The 24,438-nt window shown below is 73.5% G+C and carries 22 protein-coding genes and 1 pseudogene; 10 read left to right on the top strand and 13 right to left on the bottom strand.

Annotation, left to right across the window (positions count from 1 at the left end; translation table 11 throughout):
* The first annotated feature begins 3 nt into the window (after positions 1–3).
* Positions 4–1,023: a non-homologous end-joining DNA ligase gene (gene ligD / locus ACIBA9_RS29385; RefSeq protein WP_399367661.1), complete on the top strand. Its 1,020-nt coding sequence runs from the start codon at positions 4–6 to the stop codon at positions 1,021–1,023.
* A gap of 324 nt (positions 1,024–1,347) precedes the next feature.
* On the opposite strand, the gene ACIBA9_RS29390 is transcribed toward ligD, so the two are convergent.
* The 3 genes from ACIBA9_RS29390 to ACIBA9_RS29400 are packed head-to-tail and all read right to left on the bottom strand — an operon-like array spanning position 1,348 to position 4,581.
* On the bottom strand, positions 1,348–3,678 hold the full coding sequence (locus ACIBA9_RS29390; protein WP_399367663.1) for a SpoIIE family protein phosphatase: 2,331 nt from the start codon (positions 3,676–3,678) through the stop codon (positions 1,348–1,350).
* A gap of 55 nt (positions 3,679–3,733) precedes the next feature.
* Positions 3,734–4,201, bottom strand: a complete 468-nt coding sequence (locus ACIBA9_RS29395; protein WP_399367665.1) for a peroxiredoxin — start codon at positions 4,199–4,201, stop codon at positions 3,734–3,736.
* Complete coding sequence (locus ACIBA9_RS29400; RefSeq protein ID WP_399367667.1) at positions 4,198–4,581, bottom strand: DoxX family protein; 384 nt, start codon at positions 4,579–4,581, stop codon at positions 4,198–4,200. The genes ACIBA9_RS29395 and ACIBA9_RS29400 overlap by 4 nt, the downstream gene beginning before the upstream one ends.
* A 251-nt stretch (positions 4,582–4,832) precedes the next feature.
* Here ACIBA9_RS29400 and ACIBA9_RS29405 point away from each other — a divergent pair, with 251 nt between their 5' ends.
* The 3 genes from ACIBA9_RS29405 to ACIBA9_RS29415 all read left to right on the top strand — a co-directional run bounded on the left by ACIBA9_RS29405 (position 4,833) and on the right by ACIBA9_RS29415 (position 7,376).
* Positions 4,833–5,432, top strand: coding sequence for an SH3 domain-containing protein (locus ACIBA9_RS29405; RefSeq protein WP_399367669.1), 600 nt, complete (start codon positions 4,833–4,835; stop codon positions 5,430–5,432).
* Positions 5,433–5,620: 188 nt separating this feature from the next.
* Positions 5,621–6,391 carry an XRE family transcriptional regulator gene (locus ACIBA9_RS29410; protein WP_399367671.1) on the top strand — a complete coding sequence of 257 codons (771 nt, stop codon included), beginning with the start codon at positions 5,621–5,623 and terminating at the stop codon, positions 6,389–6,391.
* An 88-nt stretch (positions 6,392–6,479) separates the two neighbouring features.
* On the top strand, positions 6,480–7,376 hold the full coding sequence (locus ACIBA9_RS29415) for a transglutaminase domain-containing protein (protein ID WP_399367673.1): 897 nt from the start codon (positions 6,480–6,482) through the stop codon (positions 7,374–7,376).
* Here the strand turns inward: ACIBA9_RS29415 and ACIBA9_RS29420 are convergent.
* Positions 7,327–7,975: pseudogene (locus tag ACIBA9_RS29420) on the bottom strand (TetR/AcrR family transcriptional regulator). The gene ACIBA9_RS29415 and the pseudogene ACIBA9_RS29420 overlap by 50 nt on opposite strands.
* A gap of 234 nt (positions 7,976–8,209) precedes the next feature.
* On the opposite strand from ACIBA9_RS29420, the gene ACIBA9_RS29425 reads away from it, so the two are divergent.
* On the top strand, positions 8,210–9,163 hold the full coding sequence (locus ACIBA9_RS29425; protein WP_399367674.1) for an ATP-dependent DNA ligase: 954 nt from the start codon (positions 8,210–8,212) through the stop codon (positions 9,161–9,163).
* A gap of 50 nt (positions 9,164–9,213) precedes the next feature.
* Here the strand turns inward: ACIBA9_RS29425 and ACIBA9_RS29430 are convergent, their stop codons facing one another.
* The 9 genes from ACIBA9_RS29430 to ACIBA9_RS29470 all read right to left on the bottom strand — a co-directional run bounded on the left by ACIBA9_RS29430 (position 9,214) and on the right by ACIBA9_RS29470 (position 18,575).
* The gene (locus tag ACIBA9_RS29430; RefSeq protein WP_399367676.1) at positions 9,214–9,642 is read right to left on the bottom strand and encodes a hypothetical protein; all 429 of its coding nucleotides are present in this window, start codon (positions 9,640–9,642) and stop codon (positions 9,214–9,216) included.
* Between the two features lie 242 nt (positions 9,643–9,884).
* Positions 9,885–10,499: a TetR/AcrR family transcriptional regulator gene (locus ACIBA9_RS29435; RefSeq protein WP_393902453.1), complete on the bottom strand. Its 615-nt coding sequence runs from the start codon at positions 10,497–10,499 to the stop codon at positions 9,885–9,887.
* Between the two features lie 58 nt (positions 10,500–10,557).
* Entirely contained in the window at positions 10,558–11,460 is a 903-nt protein-coding gene (locus tag ACIBA9_RS29440) for a 3-hydroxybutyryl-CoA dehydrogenase (RefSeq protein WP_399367678.1), read from the bottom strand.
* A gap of 35 nt (positions 11,461–11,495) precedes the next feature.
* Positions 11,496–12,668, bottom strand: a complete 1,173-nt coding sequence (locus ACIBA9_RS29445) for an acyl-CoA dehydrogenase family protein (protein WP_399367680.1) — start codon at positions 12,666–12,668, stop codon at positions 11,496–11,498.
* A 109-nt stretch (positions 12,669–12,777) separates the two neighbouring features.
* Positions 12,778–13,950 carry an acyl-CoA dehydrogenase family protein gene (locus ACIBA9_RS29450; protein WP_399367682.1) on the bottom strand — a complete coding sequence of 391 codons (1,173 nt, stop codon included), beginning with the start codon at positions 13,948–13,950 and terminating at the stop codon, positions 12,778–12,780.
* A 106-nt stretch (positions 13,951–14,056) separates the two neighbouring features.
* A complete protein-coding gene (locus ACIBA9_RS29455) occupies positions 14,057–16,111 on the bottom strand; it encodes an acetate--CoA ligase family protein (protein WP_399367684.1) in 2,055 nt (684 codons plus the stop codon).
* A 1-nt stretch (position 16,112) separates the two neighbouring features.
* Complete coding sequence (locus ACIBA9_RS29460; RefSeq protein WP_399367686.1) at positions 16,113–16,304, bottom strand: ferredoxin; 192 nt, start codon at positions 16,302–16,304, stop codon at positions 16,113–16,115.
* Positions 16,305–16,407: 103 nt separating this feature from the next.
* Positions 16,408–17,694 carry an NADH-ubiquinone oxidoreductase-F iron-sulfur binding region domain-containing protein gene (locus ACIBA9_RS29465; RefSeq protein WP_399367688.1) on the bottom strand — a complete coding sequence of 429 codons (1,287 nt, stop codon included), beginning with the start codon at positions 17,692–17,694 and terminating at the stop codon, positions 16,408–16,410.
* Positions 17,691–18,575 (bottom strand): hypothetical protein, encoded by an 885-nt coding sequence (locus tag ACIBA9_RS29470; protein WP_399367690.1) that lies wholly within the window; start codon positions 18,573–18,575, stop codon positions 17,691–17,693. The genes ACIBA9_RS29465 and ACIBA9_RS29470 overlap by 4 nt, the downstream gene beginning before the upstream one ends.
* Before the next feature lie 419 nt (positions 18,576–18,994).
* Here ACIBA9_RS29470 and ACIBA9_RS29475 point away from each other — a divergent pair, with 419 nt between their 5' ends.
* The 5 genes from ACIBA9_RS29475 (at position 18,995) to ACIBA9_RS29495 (ending at position 24,412) form a co-directional block, all read left to right on the top strand.
* A complete protein-coding gene (locus ACIBA9_RS29475) occupies positions 18,995–20,170 on the top strand; it encodes an aromatic ring-hydroxylating dioxygenase subunit alpha (RefSeq protein ID WP_399367692.1) in 1,176 nt (391 codons plus the stop codon).
* A 197-nt stretch (positions 20,171–20,367) separates the two neighbouring features.
* A complete protein-coding gene (locus ACIBA9_RS29480) occupies positions 20,368–21,543 on the top strand; it encodes a spermidine/putrescine ABC transporter substrate-binding protein (protein WP_399367694.1) in 1,176 nt (391 codons plus the stop codon).
* Between the two features lie 3 nt (positions 21,544–21,546).
* Positions 21,547–22,449, top strand: a complete 903-nt coding sequence (locus ACIBA9_RS29485; protein WP_399367696.1) for an ABC transporter permease — start codon at positions 21,547–21,549, stop codon at positions 22,447–22,449.
* Positions 22,446–23,327, top strand: coding sequence for an ABC transporter permease (locus tag ACIBA9_RS29490; RefSeq protein ID WP_399367698.1), 882 nt, complete (start codon positions 22,446–22,448; stop codon positions 23,325–23,327). Before ACIBA9_RS29485 ends, ACIBA9_RS29490 begins: the two co-directional genes overlap by 4 nt.
* 5 nt (positions 23,328–23,332) lie before the next feature.
* The gene (locus tag ACIBA9_RS29495) at positions 23,333–24,412 is read left to right on the top strand and encodes an ABC transporter ATP-binding protein (protein ID WP_399367700.1); all 1,080 of its coding nucleotides are present in this window, start codon (positions 23,333–23,335) and stop codon (positions 24,410–24,412) included.
* Positions 24,413–24,438: the final 26 nt, after the last annotated feature.

Genomic DNA, 24,438 nt, shown 5'->3' on the forward strand with positions numbered 1-24,438 from the left:
GAGGTGGGGTCCGGATCCGGGGTGCTGGACGCCCTGCCCGACGATCGGCGGCGGCTGCTGCGGCCGGCCGCGCCGGGCACCGAGCTGGCCGCGTCCCCGATGCTGGCCACCCTCAGCGACCGGCGGGACTTCGGCGCGGGCTGGGTGTTCGAACGGAAGCTGGACGGCGTGCGGCTGCTGGCGGTGCGGGAGGGTGAGCGGGTGCGGCTGCTCTCGCGCACGGGGCAGCGGCTGGACGACACCTATCCGGAGATCGTCGCGGCGCTCGCCGGGCAGGAGTGCGCGGACTTCACCGTGGACGGCGAGGTGGTCGCGTTCTCCGGCGGCCGTACCGACTTCGCGCGCCTGCAGCGGCGGATGGGGCTGACCCGGCTCCGGGACATCGAGGCGTCCGGGGTCGCGGTGACGTACTACGTCTTCGACGTGCTGCGGCTGGAGGGCGCCGACACCCGCGCGCTCCCCTTGCGGGCGCGCAAGTCGCTGCTGCGCCGGGCGCTCACCTACCGGACCCCGCTGCGGCTGACCCCGCATCGCAACGCGGGCGGCGCCGAGCTGCTCGCCGAGGCCTGCGGCCGGGGCTGGGAGGGGCTGATCGCCAAGCGGGCCGACGGGCCGTACCGGACCCGTAGGTCCACGGACTGGCTGAAGCTCAAGTGCGAGCAGGCGCAGGAGTTCGTGATCGGCGGCTTCACCGAGCCGGCGGGCAGCCGCGTCGGGCTGGGGGCGCTGCTGCTCGGCCACTACGAGGGTGACCGGCTGCGTTACGCGGGCAAGGTCGGCACCGGTTTCGACCGGCGCACCCTGCTGGCGCTGCGCGAGCGGCTGGACGGGGCGCGCCGGGACACCTCGCCGTTCACCGGGGTGGTACGGGAGTCACGCGCCCGCTGGGTGGAGCCGGAACTGGTCGCGCAGATCGCCTTCACCGAGTGGACCCGGGACGGGATGCTGCGGCACCCGCGGTTCCTCGGCCTGCGTACGGACAAGCGGCCGCAAGACGTGGTGCGGGAGCGTCCGGCGGCCTGAGACGCGGCCTTGCCGCGGGCGCAGCACGTACACCGCCCGTTCGGCCGGCGTCAGTCGCTCCAGCAGGACCGGCATCGCCGTCGAGACCTGCTCCGATCCGGGAGCGCTCGGCGCCGCTGAACCGCAGATATGCGTCCTGCACCGCGTCCTCGGCCTCCGTGGCGGAGCTGGGCAGCCGGTAGGCGAGGCCGAACAGCCGGGCGCGATGCGCTGCGAACTCGTCCGCCGACGACAGCCGGTGTGTCGCCGTCCGGTCTATCGCGGGCCGGTTCATTCGCGGGCCGGCCGCGGCCGTGGGCCGCCGAAGCCGGGTGGCCCGGTGGCTCAGGCGTCGGGCAGTGGCTGCTCCGCCCAGATCGTCTTGCCGCCGCCCGTCTGCCGGCTGCCCCAGCGCTGGGTGAGCTGGGCGACCAGCAGCAGGCCCCGGCCGCCCTCGTCGTAGGCGTGCGCCCGGCGCAGGTGGGGGGAGGTGGAGCTGGCGTCGGAGACCTCGCAGATGAGCGCGCGGTCGCGGATCAGGCGGAGCTGGATGGGCGGTGCGCCGTAGCGGATGGCGTTCGTGACGAGTTCGCTGACGACGAGTTCGGTGACGAAGGATGCCTCCTCCAGACCCCAGGCGGCCAGTTGCTCGCCGGTCGCCTGACGCAGGACGGCGACCTGCGCGGGGTCGGGCGGGACGTCCCAGGTGGCGACCCGGTCGGCCCCGAGGGCGCGGGTGCGCACGAGCAGCAGGGCCACGTCGTCTCCCGGCTGGTCGGGCAGGACGGCCTTCAGGACGCTGTCGCACAGCGCGTCGAGGGAGTCGCACGGCACGCTCAGCGCTCGGCACAGGTCGTCGGCCGCGGCGTCGGCATCCCGGCCACGGCCCTCCAGCAGACCGTCGGTGTAGAGGGCGACGACGGATCCCTCGGGCAGTTCGAGTTCCGATGCCTCGAAGGGCAACCCGCCGACGCCGAGCGGCGGCCCCGCGCTCAAGGGGACGGACTCGGCGCTGCCGCCGGGCAGGACGACGGCCGGGGCCGCGTGGCCGGCGGCGGCGAGCGACAGGCGGCGGGAGACGGGATCGTAGACGGCGTACAGACAGGTGGCGCCGGCTTCGGCGACCTCCTCGCCGCTGTCGCCGGAGGCCAGATGGGTGACCAGGTCGTCGAGGTGGGTGAGCAGCTCGTCCGGCGGCAGGTCCACGTCGGCGAGGGTGCGTACGGCGGTGCGCAGCCGGCCCATGGTGGCCGAGGACTGGATGCCGTGGCCGACCACGTCGCCCACGACCAGGGCGACCCGGCCGCCGGAGAGCGGGATGACGTCGAACCAGTCGCCGCCGATGCCGGCGACCGATCCGCACGGCAGATAGCGGTGGGCGACGTCGACGGCGGCCTGCCCGGGCAGTCCGCGCGGCAGCAGGCTGTGCTGGAGGGCGAGGGCGGTGGAGCGTTCGCGGGCGAAGCGGCGCGCGTTGTCGATGCAGACGGCGGCCCGGCTTGCCAGTTCCTCGGCGAACACGGCGTCGTCGGGGACATAGGCGTCCGGGTGGGCCACGCGGACGCAGAGGGCGACGCCGAGGGTGGTTCCGCGCGCCCGGAGCGGCACCGCGATCATGGAGTGGACGCCCTGTCGGAAGGATTCGCCCTCGGGTGATCGTGTGTTGCGCTCCTGGAGCCACGCTACGAACCCGGGCTCGCCGGCCTGGCCGATCACGGCGTGGCCGTCGCGCAGCGCGCGGGCGGGCGGCGAGGGCGGCTGGTAGAGGTGGGTCTCCCCCAGGGCCACGGCCGCGCCGGGGGTGCCCGACCGGGTGGATCCGTGGGCGACGCGCTGGAGGGTGACGCCGCCGTCGGGGACCACCGGCGGCTCGTCGGCGCCGAGCACCCAGTCGAGCAGGTCGACGCCGGCGAAGTCGGCGTAGCGCGGCACCAGGAGTTCGACCAGTTCCTCGGCGGTGCGGACCACGTCCAGGGTGGTGCCCAGAGCGGTCGCGGCCTCGTTGAGCAGGGCCAGCCGGCGCCGGGCCCAGTATTGGTCGGTGTTGTCGAAGGCCGCCATGGCGACGGCGGTCTGGTCGCCCGAGGCGTCCCGCAGCGGCCACATCTCGATGCTCCACAGGTGCTCCCGGTTCAGTGCGGGGGCGCGGGCGAAGCTCTCGTAGCGGACGGGACGGCCGGTCTCGGCGACCTCGCGCAGATGGCGCAGGAAGCCCCGGTCGTAGTCGGTGTCCTCGACGGTCTCGGGGAAGTGGCGGCCCGCGAGCGCGGATTCCGGGACGCCCATCACCTTGCAGGCGGCGTCGTTGACGCGCAGATACCGCTGGCGCAGGTCGAAGACCGACATGGCGGGCGAGGCCTGGTCGAAGGCCTGCGCGGCGAGGAGGGTGCCGGCCGGGGCCGCCGTGACGACGTATCCGGCCGGCTTGCCGGCGGCGCCGGTCACCGGGCAGGCGGTGAGGGCCAGCTCCACGCGCCGGCCGTCGCGGTGGCGCAGGGTGGCCGCGCCGGCCCGGGCGGCGACGGCGTCGGCCGGAACGTCCTCGGCGAGCAGGTCCGCCGCGGGCCGGCCCACGACGTCCTCGGCCCGATGGCCGGTGAGGAGCCGCGCGCCCTCGCTCCATCCGGTCACCCTGCCCTGGGCGTCCATGACCGCCACGGCGGCGACATGCTCCATATCACCAAGGATGATCCGATTGTTCCGGCGCATCAACCGCGGAACCGGGCGGGGGTCAGCCCCCGTGGGCGCGCAGGGCGGCCAGGGCCCGGTCGGCGTGGGAGTTCATGCGCAGTTCGCTGCGGACGATCTCCAGCACCGTGCGGTCCTTGGCGATCACGAAGGTGACGCGTTTGGTGGGGGCGAGGGAGAAGCCCCGCCTGACGCCGAACCGCTCGCGGACCGCGCCGTCCGCGTCGGAGAGCAGGGGCATGCCGAGGGTGTGGCGCCCGGCGAACTCGCGCTGCTTGTCGATGCCGTCCCCGCTGATCCCGACGGGGTGTGCGCCCACGGCGGCGAATTCGGCGGCCAGGTCGCGGAAGTGGCAGGCCTCGGCGGTGCAGCCGGTGGTGAGGGCGGCCGGGTAGAAGAAGAGCACGACGGGCCCCTCGGCCAGCAGCTCGGTGAGCCGGCGCGTGGTACCGGTCTCGTCGGGCAGGGCGAAGTCCTCGACCTTGTCACCGACCTCGACGCGTTCGGTCATGACCGCCCCTTCCCTTCGTTCCGGGCGACCCCGCGGGCCCACAGCACCAGCGGGATCTGGAGCGGCAGCCGCGCCAGGGCGGCCGTCCGCAGCGGCGCGGGGCGGTGTCGCCAGTCCACGGCCATCTGCACGTTGGCCGGGAACACCCCGACGAAGAAGGCCGCGGCCGCCTTCGCGGCGGCCGCGCGGGTGCGGGGCGCGGCGATTCCGGCCGCGAGGGCCAGTTCGAGAGCCCCGCTGCCGTAGGTCCAGGCCCTGGGTGAGCCCGGCAGCCGGCCGGGGATGGTGGCGTCGAACTGCCGGGGGGTGGTGAAGTGGGCGACTCCGGCCGCGGCCAGCAGACCGGCGAGCAGCAGGGGCGAGCGTTCGGACCGGGACACTGTTCCTCCTCTGGGCACCTGACGCCGGATATTACTCGAAAGTAGGCGCCGGCAGGGCCGGTTCCCCGCGCCCACCTCGGTGCGGACGCTCCGGCGAGGTCCCTCGAGCCGGATCCGGGGCCGACGCCCGTCCCGGGGGACGTCCCGGCCGTCCCGGGGGACGCGGGGACGGCATTCGGAGGGTTCACGGCGGTAACGCTGAGTGTCGTGACCGCTGCTCGTGGTCACGAGAACGACAGCCGGAGGTTTCCATGATCCGACGGACCCTGAAGAGCGGCCTGCTGGCCACGGTCGCGGTGCTCGCCTTCCTGCCCACGGCGGCCGGGGCCGCCTCGGCGAGCGCCGCACCCGTCCGTACGGCGCCCGCCGCCGCCGTACGGCACGACCACACCCAGCGCGCCGGTGACCGCTCGCGCCACATCGGGCTCCGTGTCCGCCACCACCGAAGCCACCTCACCCACCGCGCCCAGCACCGGATCCACCACCTCGAGTACCGGGTGGGCCGCACCGGCCGCTTCCCGCTGCCGGCCGCCGTGCACCGCCTCACGGCACGGACCACGGGCACCACGAGCGCCGCGTACCGCTTCGCGGTGCTCGGCACGGCGCGGCGCGTCGCCACCCCCGCGTCCGGCCGGGTCGCCACCCGGCACACCCGGCTCAATGTCCGCTCCGGCCCCGGCACCGGCTACCTGGTCACCGGCCACCTGCGCGCGCACCGGGTGGTGCGGCTGACGTGCCGGACCCACGGCTCCGGGGTGTTCGGCAACCACACCTGGTACCGCCTCCCGCACCACGAGGGGTACGTCTCCGCCCACTACGTGCGCGTCAACCGCGCCCTCCCCTGGTGCTGACGCCCCCTCACCACCACCTCCCCTGAACACCGAAGGCCCGTTCGACGACCCCCGAACGGGCCTTCGGTACGCCGTCGCCTCACCTTCCTCATACCTCACCGGCGTTCCGGGCACCAAGCGAACGGGAAGCCATTCCGAGCAACAGGGGCGAAACCGCCCATAGCGGAATGGGAGTCGAGGAAAGCACGATGCGGCACCCCCGAGGAGCGACCACGCCGAGCGAGCCATTGACGGCGGCCCTGCGCGAGCTGAAGGACCGAACGGGTCTGAGCCTCGCGGCACTGGCCGCGCGCACCCCGTACAGCAAGTCCGCCTGGCACCGGTATCTGTCCGGCGCCCAGCGGCCCCCCAGGCCCGCGGTGGAGGCGCTGTGCCGGCTGGCCGGCGCGGATCCCGCCGCCGTACTGGCCCGGTGGGACGCCTGTGCCGCGAAGCCGCCCGCGGACCCGCCCGAGGCGCCCGGCCCGAACCGCCCGGCCGGCCGGCGCGGCCGGTTCCCGCTGCCGGCGCTCGCGCTGTGCGGCGCGGCGGCGGCACTCGCCGCCACCTTCGCCCTGTCCGGGCACCCGGGGCCGGTGCCCACAGCGCAGCCCCTGTCGGGGGCGCCCCGCTGCCACGGCCGCTCCTGCCAGGGGCAGTTGCCCGAGGTGTCGGCCTGCGTCCGGGACGCGCAGACCCGGAGTACGGCGTCCGACCCGGCCTACGCCGTCCGGCTGCGCTATTCGCCGGCCTGCGGCACCGTCTGGTCCGAGGTCCGGATCCACACCCCGCGGCCGCGCGAGGTGTCCGTCCGGGCGGGCCAGGACGTGCTCTCGGCGACCTATCCGGCCGACGACTCCACCGGCTACAGCAGCCCGATGCTCCCGGTGTCCTCGCCGCGGGGCGTCGAGGCGTGCGCCGAGGTGGACGGGAAACTGGCCTGCACCGGCCTGGACGTGGAGCCGGACTCCCCTCGATGACGTTGCGACAGACATAATTGAACATGTTCAATTTTCCTGTCACGATACGTCACGCCACCGTCGGGTGCCGGACGAGAGGACCACGGTCATGACGAGTTCGCTTCTCACGCCCCGACGCCGGGCCCGCGCGCGCATCACCGGCGCCGCCACGACCGACAGCGGCGCGCACGCGGGGAGTCACACCGGGAGTACGGCCCCCACGCGCATCCTCGACTGGCGGCATCCGGCCGTCGCCTCCCTCGTCCAACGGCTCGACATGCCGACGTCGGCGGACGCGGCCGATCCCCTCCGGCGGACAGCGGCCCTGCGCCGGGCTCACCGCTGGATCGCCGCGACGGTCCGCCCGGTCTACTCGGTACGGGACGAGCGGCCCGTGTCGCAGGTGCTGCGCCGTGGCCGCGGCTCGTGCAGCCAGCGGCTGGCGGTGCTGGAGTCGGTGGCACGAGCCTGCGGGGTGGCCACCCGGGTGCGCGGACTGCTGGTGGACGGCAGGTTCTGGTATCCGCGCTTCCCCCTGGTGCGTCCGCTCGTCCCCCACCAGGTCGTGCTCGCCTGGCCCGAATTCCACGTCGAGGGCCTGCCACCGGCCGCCCACCCGGCAGCGCCCTGGCTTACGGCGTCCGAACTCTTCGGCGACCTGGAGGAGTTGAGCGGGCGGCCGGGCGGCGGCTTCACCAACTCCGGCCCGGAGACGCTGTTCGATGCCCTGTCCCGGACGGCGATCGACTGGGACGGCACCACGGCGTGCCCGGCCACCGGTCCGGCGTGCGACCTCTCGGCCCATGTGCTCGCGGACCTCGGCCACTTCGACTCGCGCGACGCGCTCTTCGCCCGGCACGGTCAGACCCTGTGCGGGTTGGCGAGGCTGCTCGCCGAGCCGGTCCTCGGCCACCGCTCGGCGGGCGCCCGGTGGGATCCCGCCGACGACACGTCCCTCACCGTGGACCGTCCCTCCGGCGGAGCGGCCGCCGGCGGGCGGGACTGACCGGCGCCGGCCACAGGCCGCCGATCGCGTCGGCGAGTCCCGTAACGGCCTCGCTCCGGCCGGCACGCGGCGTCGCGGAGCCCTCGGCCAGGGCCCGTTCCCGCTCGGCGCAGGTGAGCGGGATCAACAACACCCGGACCATCCGGCCGCGTTCGGCCCGCACCTCGGGCGGCGTCTCCGGCATGGCGCGGTCGAGCCCCTCGATCGCCCACCGCAGCGCCGGTGAGGCCGGCGACTCCTCGGCCATGATCTCGTGCAGCGCCGGGTCGGTCATCACGCGGGCGCGGAACCGTGCGTACCGGGTGGGGCTGCCGAGCCCGGCCAGATGGTCGGGCACCGGGCAGCCGACCCGGTCGCGTACGTCCCCGGAGTCGCCGGCCGCCGCGAGGGGAGCGCTCCCTGAGCGTCTCGATGCGTTCGGCGTGCCGACGGGCGAACGCGCGGACCGGGTCGGCCCTGGTGCCGAAGTGGTAGCCGACCGCGGCGTTGTGGCCCTGACCAGCGGCCTCGCTGATCCGGCGGTTGGCGACGGCGTACCCGCCGTGTTCGGCGAACAGCGGTTCCGCCGCGGTCAGGATGGCCTCCCGCGTCGCGCTCACCTGCTCGGCCCGCGCCGTCCTGCGCCATGCTCACCACCGCTCCGAGGTCCAGCCGGGGAAGCCTCCCGTCCATCCGCCACGCGCCACCCGCGCCGGGCGTGTCCCGGGACCGTGGCGCGGGCCCGTTCAGGGGAACGGTTACCGAAAGGCGCGTGAGGGCGCGGAGCGCGGTCGAGACCTTCAGCCGTGACCGCCGTGACCCCGCCCCTCCCGCCCCTCCCGTTGATTCCGCCGATGCTGGCGACACCCGGCAGCCTGCCGCCCCCCGCGCAGGACGAGCGGTGGGCGTACGAGACCAAGCAGGACGGCCAGCGGGTGATGGTCTACCTGCCCGGCGACGGCAGCGTGCTGTTGCGTGCCCGCTCGGGCGAGGACATCACCGCCGCCTACCCCGAACTCCACCCGCTCGGCGAGAGCCTCGGGGCCGCGCCCGCGGTCCTGGACGGCGAGGTGCTGGCCCTGGACGAGCGGGGCCGCTCCGACTTCCAGCTGCTGCAGAGCCGGATGGGCCTCGCGCACGCCCCCGCGCGTGCGGCACACCGGGCCGCCCGGGTGCCGGTGCATCTGGTCCTGTTCGACGTGCCGTTCCTGGGGGAATCCCTGGTGCGGCTGCCGTATCTGCGGCGGCGGGCCCGGCTGCGGGAACTGGGGCTCTCGGGACCGCACTGGTCGACGCCGGGCGCCGTGACCGGGCATGGCGCCGAGGCGCTCGCGGCGACCAGGGAGCACGGCCTGGAGGGCCTGGTGTGCAAGCGGCTGGACTCGGTGTACGAGCCGGGGGTGCGCTCCCGCGCCTGGGTCAAGATCCGGAACACGCGTGCCGAGGACGTGATCGTCGGCGGCTGGCTGCCCGGCAAGGGGCGGCTGACCGGGCTGCCGGGTGCGGTCCTGGTCGGTCAGCGGGCGGGTGGCCGGCTGCGGTACGTCGGTGGGGTCGGCACCGGCTGGAGCGAGGCGGAACGCACGGAGCTGGCGGCGCTGTTGCGGGCCGCCGCGAGCGACCGGTGCCCCTTCGACCCGGTCCCGCGCGTCACGGGCGCCCACTGGGTGCTGCCCCGGCTGGTGGGCGAGGTCGGCTACAGCACCCGTACCCGCTCCGGGATGCTCCGCCAGCCGTCCTGGCTCCGGCTGCGCCCCGACCTGGCACCCGAGGACTCCTCGGCGGACCTGCCGGAGGAACCGGGCTAGGTCGTGTCCGACGGGTCAGCCACCGGCGAAGGCCGACCCCGTCCATGAGGTCACTTCACTTCGACCGTGACCTTCCACGGCGTGATCACCAAGGGACAGACGTGGCCCGGGTCGGGGCGGCAGCGGCGTTGCGTGGTGACGGTCGCGGTACCGTCGTGTTCCGCGTGCAAGACCGCTGACGCGCCGCCGCTCGGTGCCGTAGCACCGGTGGTGCGCCGGAGAACGGTGGAGTCGCTGGACGTCGGGGTGCTCCAGCTCCAGGTGAGTCCGTTTTCGTGGGAGCTGGTGAGCCGGACTTCGATGTCGTCGCCCAGGGTCGCGGTCACGGACCGGCCGTTGTCCGAGTTCGTGAGCACAATGCGCTGGGCCCGGCCGGACGCCTGGCCGTGGGCAGCCGCCGGTGTCGTAGCGGCGGCCACGACGGCGACCAGGGCCAGTGCCGTGCCCCATGGAGCGGCAGACCACTTCGTTCCCACCATGATTACCTTTCCCTTGATCCCGCCGGGCGGACGTCACTCCCGCCGGCAACAGCAGACCCATCCTTCCGATCAGCTCAGCGCGACGGCGAACATTCGGGGGCAAACCACCCGACCGAGGGTGGACGACTGACCCATCGGACACGCCCTGGTCGCCATGGCGCCCCAGGCCCGAGCCATGTGCTGTCGGGGCGGTAGCTTCCCCAGGACACTGATGGCCGCCTTGTTGGCCCGCCGCCGCCGGCCTAGCCCTGCGGCAGGGTCGGTGGGAGGCCCAGTGCGCCGGCGACCTGGTGCCAGACGGCGGTGAGCGCCGTGTCCAGGGTGACGGCGGGATCGCGCAGCATCAGGCGGATGCCGTAGCCGTCGCTCAGGGAGAGGACGAGGGTGCTCAGCGCGTCCACGTCGGTCGGGGTGAACTCGCCGGACGCGATGCCGCGCCGGACCGCGCCGGCCACCCAGGCGTGCAGTTGGGCGTAGAGGTCGACTGCGAAGAGGCGGGTCGTCTCGTCGCGCAGCGCCCGGGCCCACAGTTCCTGCCACAGCCGCCAGTCCTGGTGCAGTTCGGGGTCGGTCGGCAGCAGGTTGCGCAGGATGCGGGCCAGCACGACCGCCGCGGGCGTGCTGTCCGCGTCGCGTTCGGCGTCCAGCGCGGTGTGGGCGAAGGAGTGCGTCATCGCCTCGGTGAACAGCTTCTCGCGCGTGTCGAAGTGGTAGTGCAGCAGCGCGGTCGACACCCCGGCCCGCTCCGCGACCATGCGCATCCGGATCTTCTCGAAACCGGTCTCGGCGATGACCTCGCACGCCGCGGTCAGGATGCGCTCGCGGGTCTCCGCCGTGCTGCGCACCTTGGTCGTCACCCTGCCGCTCCCCTCGTTCGCCGATCCTACGCCGCCACCATCTTCCCTCACGCTTCCCTCACGGCCGCCGCACCGGTACGGCCGTCTCCTCGCGCCGCCCCGTCGGATAGGTGTGGAAGCCCCGCCCGGACTTGCGTCCCAGCAGGCCCGCCTCCACCATCCGGCGCAGCAGGGGCGGCGGCGCGTACAGCGGCTCGCGGAACTCGGCGTACAGCGACTCGGCGATGGCCCGGGTGGTGTCCAGGCCGATCAGGTCCGTCAGGGCGAGCGGACCGAGGGGGTGCGCACAGCCGAGGACCATCGCCCGGTCGATGTCGTCGACGCTCGCCCCGCCCGCCTCGACCATGCGGATCGCGGCCAGCAGATACGGCACGAGCAGGGCGTTGACGACGAAGCCGGCCCGGTCCCGGGTGCGTACCACCTCCTTGCCCAGCCTGCCGGTCACGAAGGTCTCGGCCCGTCGCACGGTGTCCTGCGAGGTGAGCAGCGAGGGCACGAGTTCGACCAGCCGCAGGACCGGTACCGGGTTGAAGAAGTGCACGCCGACCACGCGTTCGGGCCGGCCGGTGGCAGCGGCCAGCCGGATCACCGGGATGGAGGAGGTGTTGGTGGCGAGGAGGGCGCGGTCGTCGGTGAGGACGGTGTCGAGGCGGGTGAAGAGGTCCGTCTTGAGCCGCTCGTCCTCCGCGACGGCCTCGATGACCAGGTCCCGGTCGTCCAGCGCCTCGAGCTGGTCGGCGACGGTGATCAGGGCGGAGGCACGCTCGCGGTGTACGGCGGTGAGCCTGCCGAGCGCGGTCGCCCGGTCCAGTGAGCGGTCGATCCGCAGGCGGCCGGCCCGGGCCGCCTGCGCGTCGCGTTCGACCACCGTCACAGGCAGCCCGGCCCGCGCACAGACCTCGGCGATGCCCGCACCCATCAGGCCGCAGCCGACGACTCCGACGCGTTCGATGTCGGTCATCCGAGCTTCCCTTCGATCCGTGTCGGCCGGTGTCTTCAGGCGCTGGGCAGGTCCAGCACCCCGGTGCCGCGTTGGACGAGTTCGTTGGCGATGATCAGCCGCTGGATCTCGGAGGTGCCCTCCCAGATGCGGTCCACGCGCAGCTCGCGGTAGAGCCGTTCGACGGCGTAGGAGCGGTCGTAGCCGCGTCCGCCGTGGATCTGCAGGCACCGGTCGATCACCCGGCCGGAGGCCTCGCTCGCCGAGAGCTTGGCGATGGCCGCCTTGGCGTGCAGCCGCTTGCGGTCCCCGGCCGAGGCCTGGTCGATCTCCCAGGCCACCTGGTGGGTGTAGGCCCGGTTGACGGCGATGTCCACGGCACTGTCGGCAAGCATGCCCTGGATCAGCTGGTAGGAGGCGATCGGCGCCCCGAACTGCTCCCGCTCCACGGCCCAGTCCCGGGCCAGCTCCAGCGCCCGCTCCGCCGCGCCGACCGTGCGCGCCGCGATCATCAGGCGTTCCTCGGTGAACCAGGAGCGGGTGATGTCGTACCCCTCGCCGACACCGCCGAGCACGGCGTCCTCGCCGACCTGGACGTCGGTGAAGGTGAACTCGGGGTGCTCGTAGACGAACGTGTGCATCCAGCGCGGGACGCGCGTCATCTCGATGCCGGGGGTGTCCTTGTCGACGAGGAACAGGGTGGGCGCGCGTTCCGGGCCCGCCGCGGCGAGGACGATCATGAAGTCGGCGTGGTCGCCGACGGTCACGAACCACTTCTCGCCGTCGAGGACCCAGCCCCGGTCGTTCCTGGTGGCGGTGGTCGCGAGGTTCTGCGGGTCCGAGCCGGCACCGGGCTCGGTGACGGCGTAGCAGTCCCGCCGCTCGCCCCGGATCACCGGGACGAGGAAGCGCTCGTGCTGCTCGGGGGTGCAGAACCGGAGGGCGTTGGCGGGGCGCCACACCATGTCCCACAGCGCGCCCGTCAGCCGTCCCAGCTCTTCCTGCACGGTGACCTGCTCGGCGATGGTGAGTCCGGCGCCGCCCCACTCGGCCGGCATGTTGACGGCCTGGAGCCCGGCGTCGAGGACCGCGTCACGGATCCTGGCGTGGGCGTCGGCCGGCAGGCCGTTGTTCTCCTCGCACTCCAGCTCGTAGGCGGCGATGAGGTCGGTCAGGGCGCGGGCGTCGGCCTTGAGGCGCACCTGGCGCGGGGTGAGACGGAAGTCCATGGAGGGTCCTCGCAGTTCGGGTGTGGGTGGCGCGGGCGGGCGGATACGGAAGGGGAGCGGGACGAGAGGCCAGAAGCCGGCGGGGGCGGGCGGGGGTCGGCGCCCGGTGTCAGGGCGTGGGCAGTGCCAGGGCGCGCGTGCCCCGCTTGATCAGCTCGTTGGCGATGATCAGCCGCTGGATCTCGGAGGTGCCCTCCCAGATCCGGTCCACGCGCAGCTCGCGGTACATGCGCTCGACGGGGTAGGTGCGGTCGTAGCCGCGTCCGCCGAAGATCTGCAGGCAGCGGTCGGCGACCCGGCCGGCCGCCTCGCTGGCGGCGAGCTTGGCGGTGGACGCCTTGGCGTGCAGCGTCTTGCGGTCGGTGTGCGGCTGGTCGGCCTCCCAGGCCACCTGGTGGGTGTAGGCCCGGTTGACGGCGATGTCCACGGCGCAGTCGGCGAGCATGCCCTGGATCAGCTGGTAGGAGGCGATCGGCGCCCCGAACTGCTCCCGCTCCACGGCCCAGTCCCGGGCCAGCTCCAGCGCCCGCTCCGCCGCGCCGACCGTGCGCGCCGCGATCATCAGCCGTTCGTCGGTGAACCACTCCTTGGTCAGCTCGTAGCCGTTGCCGACGCCGCCGAGGACGTCCTCGTCTGCCACGAACACGTCGGTGAAGGTGAACTCGGGGTGCCCGTTGACGGCGGAGTGCATGAAGCGGGGCAGCCGGGTCAGCTCGACGCCGGGCGCGGCCTTGTCCACGAAGAACAGCGTGGGCAGCCGCTCGGGGCCCGCGTCCGCCTGGACCAGCAGGAAGTCGGCGATGTCCCCGCAGGTGACGAACCACTTCTCACCGTTCAGCAGCCAGCCGCCGTCGGTCCGGGTCGCGGTGGAGGTGCCGGAGGACGGGTCGGATCCGGCGCCGGGCTCGGTGACGGCGAACGCGTCGAACCTCTCCGCGCGGATGACGGGCAGCAGGTACTTCTCGCGCTGGCGCTCGTCGCCGTGGGCGAGGACGTTGGCGGGGCGCCAGGGGATGTCCCACAGACAGTTGGTGACCTTTCCGAACTCCTCCTCGACGATGACCTGGTCGAGCAGGCTCAGCCCGGCGCCACCCCACTCGACGGGCATGTTGATGGCGTAGACGCCGGCGTCCATGGCGGCCCGGGTCAGTTCGGCGACCAGCGGCTCGGGCAGCGGGCCGCCGGCCTGCTCGGACTGGTCCTCGTAGCGCATCAGCAGCCGGGCGTAGTCGGCGGCGCGGCGCTTGAGATCGGCCTGTTCGGGGGTGTAGCGCAGGTCCATGGGGGCCTCTCGGTTCTCGCGGGACGGGTGCGGGGCGGTGGGGGCGGATGGCCGAGCCGTAACCGGGCCACGGTCGGGGCGGGGGCGGTCGGCCGGGTCGAAGCGGTCAGGCGAGTACGGCGCGGGAGTCCAGGGCGAGGACCCCACCGGGGCGTACCAGGAGGGGGTTGACCTCGATCTCGGCGATCTCCGGGTGGGCGGCGGCGAACGTGGTGATGCTCTCCACGGCGGCCGCGGCGGCGGTGATGTCGACGGCCGGCCTGCCGCGTACGCCGTCCAGCAGGGCGGCGGTGCGCAGCCCGCGCAGCAGGCGCTCGGCTCGGTCGGCGGGCACGGGGGCCAGTGCGAAGGCGACGTCGTGCAGCGCCTCCGCCAGGATGCCGCCGAGGCCCACCATGGCCACCGGACCGAAGCGCGGGTCGTGGTGGACGCCGACGATCAGCTCGATGCCGTCGGACAGGTCGGCCATGGCCTCCACCGAGTAGGCGGGTGCCGCGAGGCGGGCGTGCATCTCCCGGAAGGCTGCGAGCAGTTCGCCGGGGCCGGCCAGGTTCAGCGCCACACCCCCCGCGTCGGACTTGTGCAGCAGATGCAGGGCCTTGAGCACGTAGGGCCCGGAGAACTCGGCCACGGCGGAGCGGAGTTCCTCTTCGTCGTGGACCTCCCGCGCCTCGGGGAAAGGGAGTCCGGCCGCCGCGAGTGCGCGGCGGGTGTCGAGGTAGCCGCTCGCGCGCAGCGGCGGGGCGGGCGCGGGAAGGGGCGTGAGGTGGCCGCCGTCCCTGCCCGGTGCGGTGGCGGCGAGGGCGCGGGCGGCGTCCTCCGTGGCGTCGAACACCGGGACGCCGGCGGCCGCGAGGATACGGCAGCTCGGTGACCGCGGATACATCGACTGCACCACGAGGGGCTTGGCGGTGGACCGATGGCGGGCGGCGATGAGGCGCGCGGCCTGCTGCTCCCCGTGCGCCAGTGCCGTACCGCCACCGCCGAGCCCGCCGTCGGCCGCCGCGTAGCCGCCGAAGTATCCCGTCAGCAGGACGGCGTCGGCCTCCTCGGCGGCCAGGAGCGCGGCGACGGTCCGGGCGTAGGAACCGGGATCCTGCTCGCCCATGCCGGCCAGGTCGACCGGGTTGGCGACGGCGGACTGCTCCCACAGCGCCTCGCGCAGCAACCCCCGTGTCATCGCCGGCAGTTCGGGCACGGTCAGGCCGGCCGTCTCGACGGCGTCGGCGGCGACGACACCGTGTCCACCGCCGTCCGTGAGCACGGCGACCCGGCGCCCGGCGGATCGGCGTCCGCCGTCCAACGCGGCGAGGACGACGGTCAGTTCCCGGGGACTGGTGACGAGTTCGACGCCGGCGTCCCGGCAGGCGGCGCTCACCACGTCGGCGGAGGTGGTGAGGGCACCGGTGTGCGACTGGGCGCTGCGCGCGGAGGCGTCACCCCGACCGGCGGTCAGCAGCACCACCGGTTTCCCGGCGTCGGCGGCGGCCTCGGCGAAGGCACGCCCGTCGCCGAAGTCCTCCGCGTAGACGGCGATGGCGCGGGTGCCCTCGTGCCGGGCGCAGTCGGCGAGGAGGTCGACGAGGGTGACGTCGGCCTGGTTGCCCAGCGATACGAAGCGGGAGAAGCCCAGGCCGTGGGGGTCGAAGCGGAGCTGGAGTTCGAGGGCGAGGTTGCCGCTCTGGCTGAGCAGCGCCACGCCGCCGGGGGTGAAGGAGTCCGAGGCCAGGAAGAGGTCGGTGGTGTTGTCGGCCAGGCCCAGACAGTTGGGGCCGACCATGACGGCACCGGCGGCCCGCACCCGTTCCGCGACCGCCCGCTGGCGGGCGCGGCCCGCCTCACCGGTCTCGGCGAACCCGGCCGTGATCGCGACGATCGCCCGGGCACCGCAGTGCAGGGCCTCCTCGACGGCCTCCTCGAAGCCGGCGGCGGGCACCGAGACCACGGCGAGGTCGACGGATTCGCCGATCGCGCTCAGGCTGGGGGCCGCGGTACGGCCGAGCACGGTGCCGCCGCGCCGGTTGACCAGGTGGAGCGGGCGGCGTCCGTTCGCCCGAAGTGCCTGGGCGGCGATGGCGTGGCCGTACTTGGCGGGATCGTCGCTGGCTCCGACTACCGCGACGGAGACCGGGTCGAAGAGGGCCGACAGATCGCGCCCCATCTCACTTCACCAGCTTCAGCGCGGAGTTGGGGCACGCGGCGACGGCGGCCTCGGCGGCCTCCTCGCCGCCTTCGGCGACGGGCGCCCCGCGCAGTCGCGCATAACCCCACTCGTCGAGGTCGATCAGCTCGGGGGCGGGTTCCTGACACAAGCCGTAGCCCTGGCAGCGGGTGGCGTCCAGCAGCAGTTTCATGACGGTCCTCTCGGTACGGCGGGGACGGTGCGAGGCGGGGGCGGTGTGAGAGTTCGAGAGAGTGGCCGGGGGCGGGTAAGGCGCGGGGGGGGCAGGAGGCGGATCAGGGCACCGGCACGGTGAAGCGACGGCCGTCGTCCGGCGGTGCGCCGGCGTCGGCGCAGGCGGGGCAGCCGAAGACGCGGTGCCCCTCGACTCGGTCGGGGAAGTGGGTGAGCAGGGAGCCGGCGACGCGGGCGGCGGCGTCCGGCAGCCCGCAGGCTCCGCGCCCGGGGAGCCCTTGCGACCAGCGGCGCAGTCTGCCGGACGTCTCGGTGTCCGCCTCCCCGCGCGCGACGGCCTCGAGGGTTTCGGCCAGGGCCCTGGTGCCGGAGACGCACACCCCGCACTGCCGGGCGCTCTGCGCGGCCAGGTAGGCGACGGCCTCGGCGGCCACGGCGACCGGACAGTCCTCGGGGTGCAGGAAGTGCAGTGCCCCGCAGCCGAGGGCACCGCCGGCCGCGCTCAGGCGGTCGTGATCGAGGGGCAGGTCCGCCCAGCCCGTGCCGTGCAGACCGCCGAACAGGCCGCCCAGCAGCACGGAACCCGCACTGCGGCGGCCGCACAGATCGGCGAGGGCCCCCAGACGCGTACCGGCGGGCACCTCGGCGAGGACCGCCGTGTCCCCGGGGCCTGCGCCCGCTCGGGTGCCGCTCGTGCCGGAGAGGGTCACCAGATGGGCCCAGGCGACGGTGTCCGCCGCCTCGGGCCGTGCGTGCATCAGCGCGATGCGGGCGAGGGTCTCCACGTTGGCGACGAGGGTGGGAGCACCGCCGACCCCGCTCTCGAAGGGGCGCGGGGGTTTCGCCCGGGGCAGCGCCGGACCGCCGTCGACGCGCCGTACGACCGCGGTCTCCTCCCCGGCGACGTAGGTGTGCTCCGTTCGTACGACGTCGATGGGCGGCCCCGCCGGACGCTCGGCCAGCGCCCGGCGCACGGCCCGCTCGGCGGGGGCGTCGGAGAGGTAGACCCAGCCGCGTTCGGCGCCGGTCATGGCCGCGGCCAGCCGGATGCCGTCCAGCACGGTGTGCGGGCGGTGGCGCAGCAGCCAGCGGTCCTTCACCGAGCCCGGCTCGCCCTCCTCGCCGTTGGCGACGACCACGGGCACGCCCGGGGCGTCGCGGACGGCGCGCAGTTTGACGGCGGCGGGGAAACCGGACCCGCCCCGGCCCCGCAGGCCCACGGCGGCGATCCGGTCGAGCAGTCGGCCGGGGACGGGCAGTGCCGCGTAGCCGCCTGCGGCCAGGTACCGGGAGACGTCCTCAACGCCGCCGGACAGCCGGGCGGCGGCCGCCGGCGGTTCGAGGAGGCCGGGCCGTCCTTCGGGGAGGAGGGAGAAGACGCCGGTCATGCGGTGCTCCTGGGCTCGGAGGATCCGGAGGAAGGGAGGCCGCCTTCGGCCGCGTCGGCGCCGTCGCGGCAGCCGGATCCGGAGGAAGGGAGAGAGCCGGCCACGCCAGCACCGTCACCCCGGCCAGACCCGGAGGAAGGAAAGGAGCCGGCCACGCAAGCGCCGTCGCCACCGCCGGATCCGGAGGATGGGAGGGCACCGGCCGCGCCGTCGCCGTCGCCCGGGCCGGATCCGGAGGAAGACAAGGGACCGGCCGCGCCGTCGCCGTCACCCCGGCCAGACCCGGAGGAAGGAAAGGAGCCGGCCACGCAAGCGCCGTCGCCACCGCCGTCGACGTGGGTACGGTCACCGGTCGCCGTGCCGACGCCCGTGCCGTCTCCCCCGACGCCCGTGCCGTCTCGCCCGACGCCCGTGCCGTCTCCCCCGAAGGCCCCGGACCCGGCCCCGGACCCGGCCCCGGCCCCGGCCCCCGCCCGCAATCGGGCCAGCGCCCGCTCCAGGTCCCGCCGCCGGCCGGCGGTACGGGCGTAACCGGCCCCCGGCAGGCCGATCAGCATGCGGTGGTGATCGAGGACGACCTCCCCGGCCACGAGCGCCGGCCCCGGATCGGCGGGCGCCGGTCCCGTCGCGGAGGCCACGACCAGGTCGGCGACCTCGTCGAGGTAGCGCAGCCAGCCGCGCTGGGTACCGCGCAGCACCAGCCGCTCGACGCGACGCCGCTCGGCGGCGACGAGACCGGACGGCGGTCTGCGATCGACGGTGTCGTGGCCGGACGCCGGACGGTCGCCCGCGGCGGACCGCAGGGCGGCCACCACGGTGGGCAGTTCCTTCTCGGGCTCCGGGGTGAGACCGAGCCAGACCAGACTTCGGCGAGCGCTCATTGCGTGCCTCCGGGTGCGTGCCTTCGCGGTGGTAGCGGCGACGGCGCGGCGCGGCGATGGCGGACGGGGATGCTCCGCTGCCCGCTCCCGCTAGATGCGTCGGGGGAGCGACTCGGGCCGCGAGTCGGGCCGCGAGTTGAAGACCGGTCGGGCGGGGAGAGGAGCGGGGCGGCTCGGACGGGCCGCTACCACGGGACGCGCCCGGGCAGCCCTCTGCTGGAGCCGACGCGTCCGACCTGACACGACACTAACTAACTGATTAGTCAGCCCACAAGTCTTGACTTGGCCCCACCCTGGTCCCACTCTGACTAACCAATTAGTCAGTCGGGATCGCCGGCCGGGTCGCAGTGGCACCGGCCGGGCCTCCCGCCCGCAGCCTCACCGCCCATCGCCGCCGCCGCGGCGCGGAGGAGGACTCCATGCACCCCTCGACCACCGGGACGGACACCGCATCCGCGGCCCCGCCGCGACCACCCGCCGAAGACCCCGGCGCAGCGCTGGCCGCCCGCTACTACACCGATCCGGCCCTCGCCGAGGCCGAGACGGAACGCATCTTCGCCAAGTCCTGGCAGCTCGTCTGCCACGAGTCCGACCTCGCCGGACCTGGCGCCCGGCTGACCGCCACGGTCGCCGGCCGGGAGGTCCTGGTCGTGCGTACCGAGGACGGCTCGCTCGCCGCCCACCTCAACGTCTGCCGCCACCGCGGCACCCGTCTGGTCACCGGCCCGGAGCCGTCGGGCAAGGCGATCCGCTGCCCGTACCACGGCTGGACCTACAAGCTGGACGGCCGGCTCGTCGGCGCTCCCGAGGCGCGCCGGATCCCGTGTCTCGACAAGCCCCGGCTGGGCCTCCACCCGGTCAACGTGGAGTCCTTCCTCGGCTTCGTCTTCGCCAACCTCGACCTGGAGGCGGCGCCCCTGGCCAAGGCCTGCGCGGGACTCGCCGAGGCCGTCGGTCACTACGCCGGAGCGGACCTCGTACCCGTGGGCAGGCACCGCATCCACGACCTCGCCGGCGCGGAGGAGCAGAACGCCAACTGGAAGGTGATCGTCGACAACTACCTCGAGGGCTATCACGTCCCCGTCGCCCATCCCGCGCTGATGCGTCTGCTGGACTACCAGGCGTACACGGTGGACGTGCGAGAGAACTACGTCCTGTTCGAGTCGCCCCTGCGTGAGAAGCCGTCCTCGAACTGGACCGAGCGGCTCTACCAGCGCCTCGCCAGCCCGATGCCGGGGCTGACCGAGGCCGACCGGCGGGTGTGGCGGTACGCCGTGATCTATCCGAACACGCTCATCGACTTCTACCCTGACCACGTGCTCGCGTGGACCTCCCTGCCCACCGCCCAGGACCGGGCGGCGATCCCCGGCGCCTTCTACACCCGGCACGGCGAGAACGTGCGCACCCGGCTGGCCCGGCGGCTGAACATCCACATCGGCTGGGTCACCAACGACGAGGACGCCGAGCTGGTGGAGCGCGTGCAGGCCGGTCTGCGCACGCCGGGCTTCGAGCCGGGGCCGCTCTCCGGCCGAGAGGCCGCCGTCGGCTGGTTCGCCCGCCGGGTCCGGGACGACCTGGCCCAGGGCGCCCGGTGACGGCCGCCGAACCGCGCCCCCGCCCCCGGTCCTTCCCGCCGGGCCCCGGCTTCCACGTCGTGGGCTTACCCCTGCCCCGCTGAGCCACTTCCCGCAGCCTCCCCAGACCGGTCTTCCCTACGGAGTCAGGGCCCGTAGCGAGCCGACCAGCCGGTCCGCCCTGGACTTGTGCCGTTCCTCGACGGAGAGGACGCTTCATGTCCCCCGATCAGCCCGATCACCCCGATCGATCCGATCACCCCGAACCACTCCCCGGTCCGGCCTCCCCGCCGGGCCGCCGCGCCGTGCTGCGGGCCGGTGCCGTCGGCCTGCTGGGTGCCGCGGCCACCGGCTGCGGTTTCCTGCCGGCGAAGAAGCCCGACGCCAAGGCCCTCGCCCCCGTCCAGGCCCGCGTCGACGGTGATCTCGTGTACTTCAACTGGGCCGACTTCGTGGACCCGTCCGTGTTCAAGGGGTTCGAGAAGGAGTACGGCGTCCGGGTCGTCCAGTCGAACTTCGACTCCATGGAGGGCATGGTCGCCAAACTGAATGCCGGCAACCGCTACGACATCGTCTTTCCCACCGCCAAGTGGGCCCAGCGCCTGGTGCGCGGCGGCCGGCTACGCCGTATCGACCATGCGCAACTCCCGCACGCCCAGGCCGTGTTCGGCACCTACGACTACTTCGCCGACCCCTGGTACGACCCGGGCTCGGCCCACACCGTCCCCTTCACCGTGTACAAGACCGGCATCGGCTGGCGGCGCGACCGGATCGGCGAACTGACCGGCTCCTGGCGCGACCTGTGGAGCGACCGGGCGAAGGGGAAGGTCTTCCTGCTCGACGACCGCGACGAGGTCCTCGGCATGGGCGCCCTCGAACTCGGCCTCGACGTCAGCACCGGAGACGTCCGCGAACTGGACCGCGTCACCTCCCTGCTGGGCACCCTGCGTCCCCGCCTGCGCGGGTTCTCCAGCGACAGCTACAACAACCTCCTCAACGGCAACGCGGTCATGACCCAGGCCTGGAGCGGTGACATGGCCGCCATGCTCAACCAGGCCAAGGACCCTTCCGTCTTCGGCTTCCAGGCCCCGAAGGAGGGCACGCCGATCAACTCCGACTGCTACGCCATCCCCTGGAACGCCCCGCACCCCGGCACCGCCATGCTCTTCATCGACTACATGCTGCGGCCGGAGAACGTGCGGAAGAACATCGAGTACATCGGCTATCCGATGCCGGTGGCCGGCTCCGAGAAGACCTACGCCGACCTGGTCAAACCCTTCCCCCAGTGCCTCGTCACCGAGGCCGACCTCAAGGCCGACCTGTACTTCCGCAACGGCGGCCGCGCGGCGGAGGACGCCCGCGACACCGCCTGGACCCATGTGAAGGCGGGCTGAGCCATGGCACCGCTGCGTCACCGCTCCTCCCCCGCCCGCCGGCGCCGCCCGAACGCCTCCGGCGACCGGATGTGGACCTGGTTCATGCTGCCCGGGACCCTGTGGATGACCGGGTTCCTGATCGCCTCGCTGCTGCTCGTCGCCGTGCTCGCCGTCGGCACCACCGACGAACTCGGCAATCCCCGCTTCGGTTTCGACTTCGCCGGGATCCGCGCCCTGGCCGACCCCGCCTACACCGAGGTGCTGGCACGCTCCCTCGGCTACGCCGTCGTCACCTGTGTGGTGTGCCTGCTGATCGCCTACCCGGTGGCGTACACCATCGCCCTGTACGGCGGCCGGTACAAGAACGCGCTGATCGCCGCGATCGTGGTGCCGTTCTTCGCCAACTACCTGGTCCGCATGTACGGCTGGTCGGTGCTCCTGTCCGACGACGGGCCGGTGCTGCGCGCACTGCGCGCGATCGGACTGGCCGACGACCACACGAAGATCCTCAACACCGGCTTCGGGGTGATCGCCGGGCTGGTCTACGGCTTCGTCGTCTTCATGATCATCCCCTTGTACGCGGCCCTGGAACGGCTGGACGTCTCCCTCGTCGAGGCCGGGCGCGACCTGTACGGCGGTCCGGTGCGGACCTTCCTCTTCGTCACCCTGCCCGCCACCCGGCAGGGCGCCGCGGCCGGGCTCGTCCTGGTGTTCCTGCCCGCCATGGGCGACTTCGTCAGTGCTCAGCTCATGGGAGGACCGGACCAGGTCATGATCGGCAATCTCATCCAGGACAAGTTCTTCCAGGGCCAGAACTGGCCGCTCGGCTCGGCGCTCACCATGCTGCTGATGCTGGTGCTGCTGGTCGGGATGTTCGGCTATCTGCGGCGCACCCGCAAGGACGAGGCGGAGGCCCGCCGATGACCCTGCTGCGCCTGCCCTCGGCCACCGCCCCCGCCCGGCCCGCCGTAGGGTCCCGCTCGCGGCGCGGCCGCGCCGACCGGCGGCCGCGCGTCCTGATCGCCGTCACGGCGTCGTTCTTCGCGCTGCTGTACCTGCCCATCGCGATCGTGGCCCTGTTCTCCTTCAACTCCGAGAAGTCCCTGACCGTCTTCGGCGGGTTCAGCCTGCGCTGGTACCGCGCCTTCGCCCACGACGACGTGCTGATCTCCTCGCTCGGCACCAGCCTGCGGATCTCCCTGGTGGCCATGGCCGGTTCGGTGCTGCTCGGCGTTGCCCTGGCGCTCGGTCTGGTGCGCTGTCGCACCCGGCTCGGCACGCTCGCCGGCCTCGTGATGCTCGTGCCGCTGATCACCCCGGAGATCGTCACAGGGGTGGCGTCGATGCTGCTGTTCAAGGGGCTGGGCGTGGCCCTGTCCACCGGCACGGTGATGCTGTCGGAGATCACCTTCTCCATCTCCTACGTCACCGTCGTCCTGCGCTCCCGGGTCGCGGCGCTCAATCCCGAGGTGGAGGAGGCCGCGATGGACCTCGGCGCCACCCGCTGGCAGGCGGTGCGGCTCGTCACCCTGCCGGCCCTGCTGCCCGCCGTGCTCGCCAGCGCCGTGCTGGTCTTCGCGCTCGTCTTCGACGACTTCGTGCTCGCCTACTTCACCACCGGCGTCGACCCCCAGCCGCTGTCGGTGCGGATCTACTCCGCGATCCGCTTCGGCGTGCAGCCCACCATCAACGCCGTCGGCACCCTGATGCTCGCCGGGTCCGTCTGCCTGATCGCCCTGGCGCTGTTCATCCCGCGCCTCTTCGGCCGCCGCGGCGGCCTCGACATCCTCTCCGGGGAGTGACTTCCATGGACGCGACCGACGCGACCCCGGCCGTCCGGCTCGACGGCGTCTCCAAGCAATTCGCGGGCTCCTACGCCGTGCGCGATCTCGACCTCGACATCGCGGCCGGTCAGTTCTTCTCGCTGCTGGGCCCCTCCGGCTGCGGCAAGACCACCTCGCTGCGCATGATCGGCGGGTTCACCGATCCCACCGAGGGCTCGGTGCTGCTGGCCGGCGAGGACGTGACCGGGCTGCCACCGAACAAGCGCAACGTCAACACGGTCTTCCAGAGCTACGCCCTGTTCGACCATCTGAGCATCGCCGACAACATCGCCTTCGGTCTGCGGCGCAGTGGTGTGGAGCGGGGCGAGATCCGCCGGCGCGTGGCCGGGATGCTGGAGCTGGTCCAGCTCGGCGGGCTGGCCGAGCGCAAGCCCCGTACGCTCTCCGGTGGGCAGCGCCAGCGGGTGGCGCTGGCCCGCGCCCTGGTCAACCGGCCCGCCGTGCTCCTCCTCGACGAGCCGTTGGCCGCCCTCGACCTGAAGCTGCGCCGGCAGATGCAGGTGGAGCTGAAGCAGATCCAGCGTGAGGTCGGCATCACCTTCGTGTTCGTCACGCACGACCAGGACGAGGCGCTCACCATGTCCGACCGGATCGCGGTGCTGAACGCCGGCCGCGTGGAGCAGTGCGGCACCCCCGAGGACGTCTACGAGCATCCGGCGAGCCGCTTCGTGGCCTCCTTCATGGGCACCTCCAACCTGATGACGGGCACCTACCGGGACGGCGAGGTCGCCCTGGAGCGGGGTCCGGCGCTGCCGGTGGGCCGGCGCAGCGGCATCAAGGACGGCACCGCCGTCAGCGTCTCGGTGCGCCCCGAGAAGATCTGGCTGTCCGACTTCGAACCGGGCATGTCCGTGCTCACCGGCGTGCTTCGCGAGACGGTCTACAGCGGCCCCACCACCACCTATCTGATCGAACTCGGGCCCGGCGTCACGCTGTCGGTGCTGGAGCAGAACACGGACCGGGCGCGCATGGAGGACCGCTGGAGCGGCGGCGAGAGCGTGGAGTTCGGCTGGCGGCCCGAACACTGTCTGGTCCTGGCCTGATCCGCCCTCCTGACGAAAGCGAAGCT

The organism is Streptomyces sp. NPDC051452 (assembly GCF_044454765.1).
In the GTDB taxonomy this organism is placed as follows: Bacteria; Actinomycetota; Actinomycetes; order Streptomycetales; family Streptomycetaceae; genus Streptomyces.

Coding starts and splice junctions, on each gene's coding strand:
- ACIBA9_RS29390 (WP_399367663.1), bottom strand. CDS start 3,678: ATGGAGCATGTCGCCGCCGTGGCGGTCATGGACGCCCAGGGCAGGGTG.
- ACIBA9_RS29395 (WP_399367665.1), bottom strand. CDS start 4,201: ATGACCGAACGCGTCGAGGTCGGTGACAAGGTCGAGGACTTCGCCCTG.
- ACIBA9_RS29405 (WP_399367669.1), top strand. CDS start 4,833: ATGATCCGACGGACCCTGAAGAGCGGCCTGCTGGCCACGGTCGCGGTG.
- ACIBA9_RS29410 (WP_399367671.1), top strand. CDS start 5,621: ATGCGGCACCCCCGAGGAGCGACCACGCCGAGCGAGCCATTGACGGCG.
- ACIBA9_RS29415 (WP_399367673.1), top strand. CDS start 6,480: ATGACGAGTTCGCTTCTCACGCCCCGACGCCGGGCCCGCGCGCGCATC.
- ACIBA9_RS29425 (WP_399367674.1), top strand. CDS start 8,210: ATGCTGGCGACACCCGGCAGCCTGCCGCCCCCCGCGCAGGACGAGCGG.
- ACIBA9_RS29430 (WP_399367676.1), bottom strand. CDS start 9,642: ATGGTGGGAACGAAGTGGTCTGCCGCTCCATGGGGCACGGCACTGGCC.
- ACIBA9_RS29440 (WP_399367678.1), bottom strand. CDS start 11,460: ATGACCGACATCGAACGCGTCGGAGTCGTCGGCTGCGGCCTGATGGGT.
- ACIBA9_RS29445 (WP_399367680.1), bottom strand. CDS start 12,668: ATGGACTTCCGTCTCACCCCGCGCCAGGTGCGCCTCAAGGCCGACGCC.
- ACIBA9_RS29450 (WP_399367682.1), bottom strand. CDS start 13,950: ATGGACCTGCGCTACACCCCCGAACAGGCCGATCTCAAGCGCCGCGCC.
- ACIBA9_RS29455 (WP_399367684.1), bottom strand. CDS start 16,111: ATGGGGCGCGATCTGTCGGCCCTCTTCGACCCGGTCTCCGTCGCGGTA.
- ACIBA9_RS29460 (WP_399367686.1), bottom strand. CDS start 16,304: ATGAAACTGCTGCTGGACGCCACCCGCTGCCAGGGCTACGGCTTGTGT.
- ACIBA9_RS29465 (WP_399367688.1), bottom strand. CDS start 17,694: ATGACCGGCGTCTTCTCCCTCCTCCCCGAAGGACGGCCCGGCCTCCTC.
- ACIBA9_RS29470 (WP_399367690.1), bottom strand. CDS start 18,575: ATGAGCGCTCGCCGAAGTCTGGTCTGGCTCGGTCTCACCCCGGAGCCC.
- ACIBA9_RS29475 (WP_399367692.1), top strand. CDS start 18,995: ATGCACCCCTCGACCACCGGGACGGACACCGCATCCGCGGCCCCGCCG.
- ACIBA9_RS29480 (WP_399367694.1), top strand. CDS start 20,368: ATGTCCCCCGATCAGCCCGATCACCCCGATCGATCCGATCACCCCGAA.
- ACIBA9_RS29485 (WP_399367696.1), top strand. CDS start 21,547: ATGGCACCGCTGCGTCACCGCTCCTCCCCCGCCCGCCGGCGCCGCCCG.
- ACIBA9_RS29490 (WP_399367698.1), top strand. CDS start 22,446: ATGACCCTGCTGCGCCTGCCCTCGGCCACCGCCCCCGCCCGGCCCGCC.
- ACIBA9_RS29495 (WP_399367700.1), top strand. CDS start 23,333: ATGGACGCGACCGACGCGACCCCGGCCGTCCGGCTCGACGGCGTCTCC.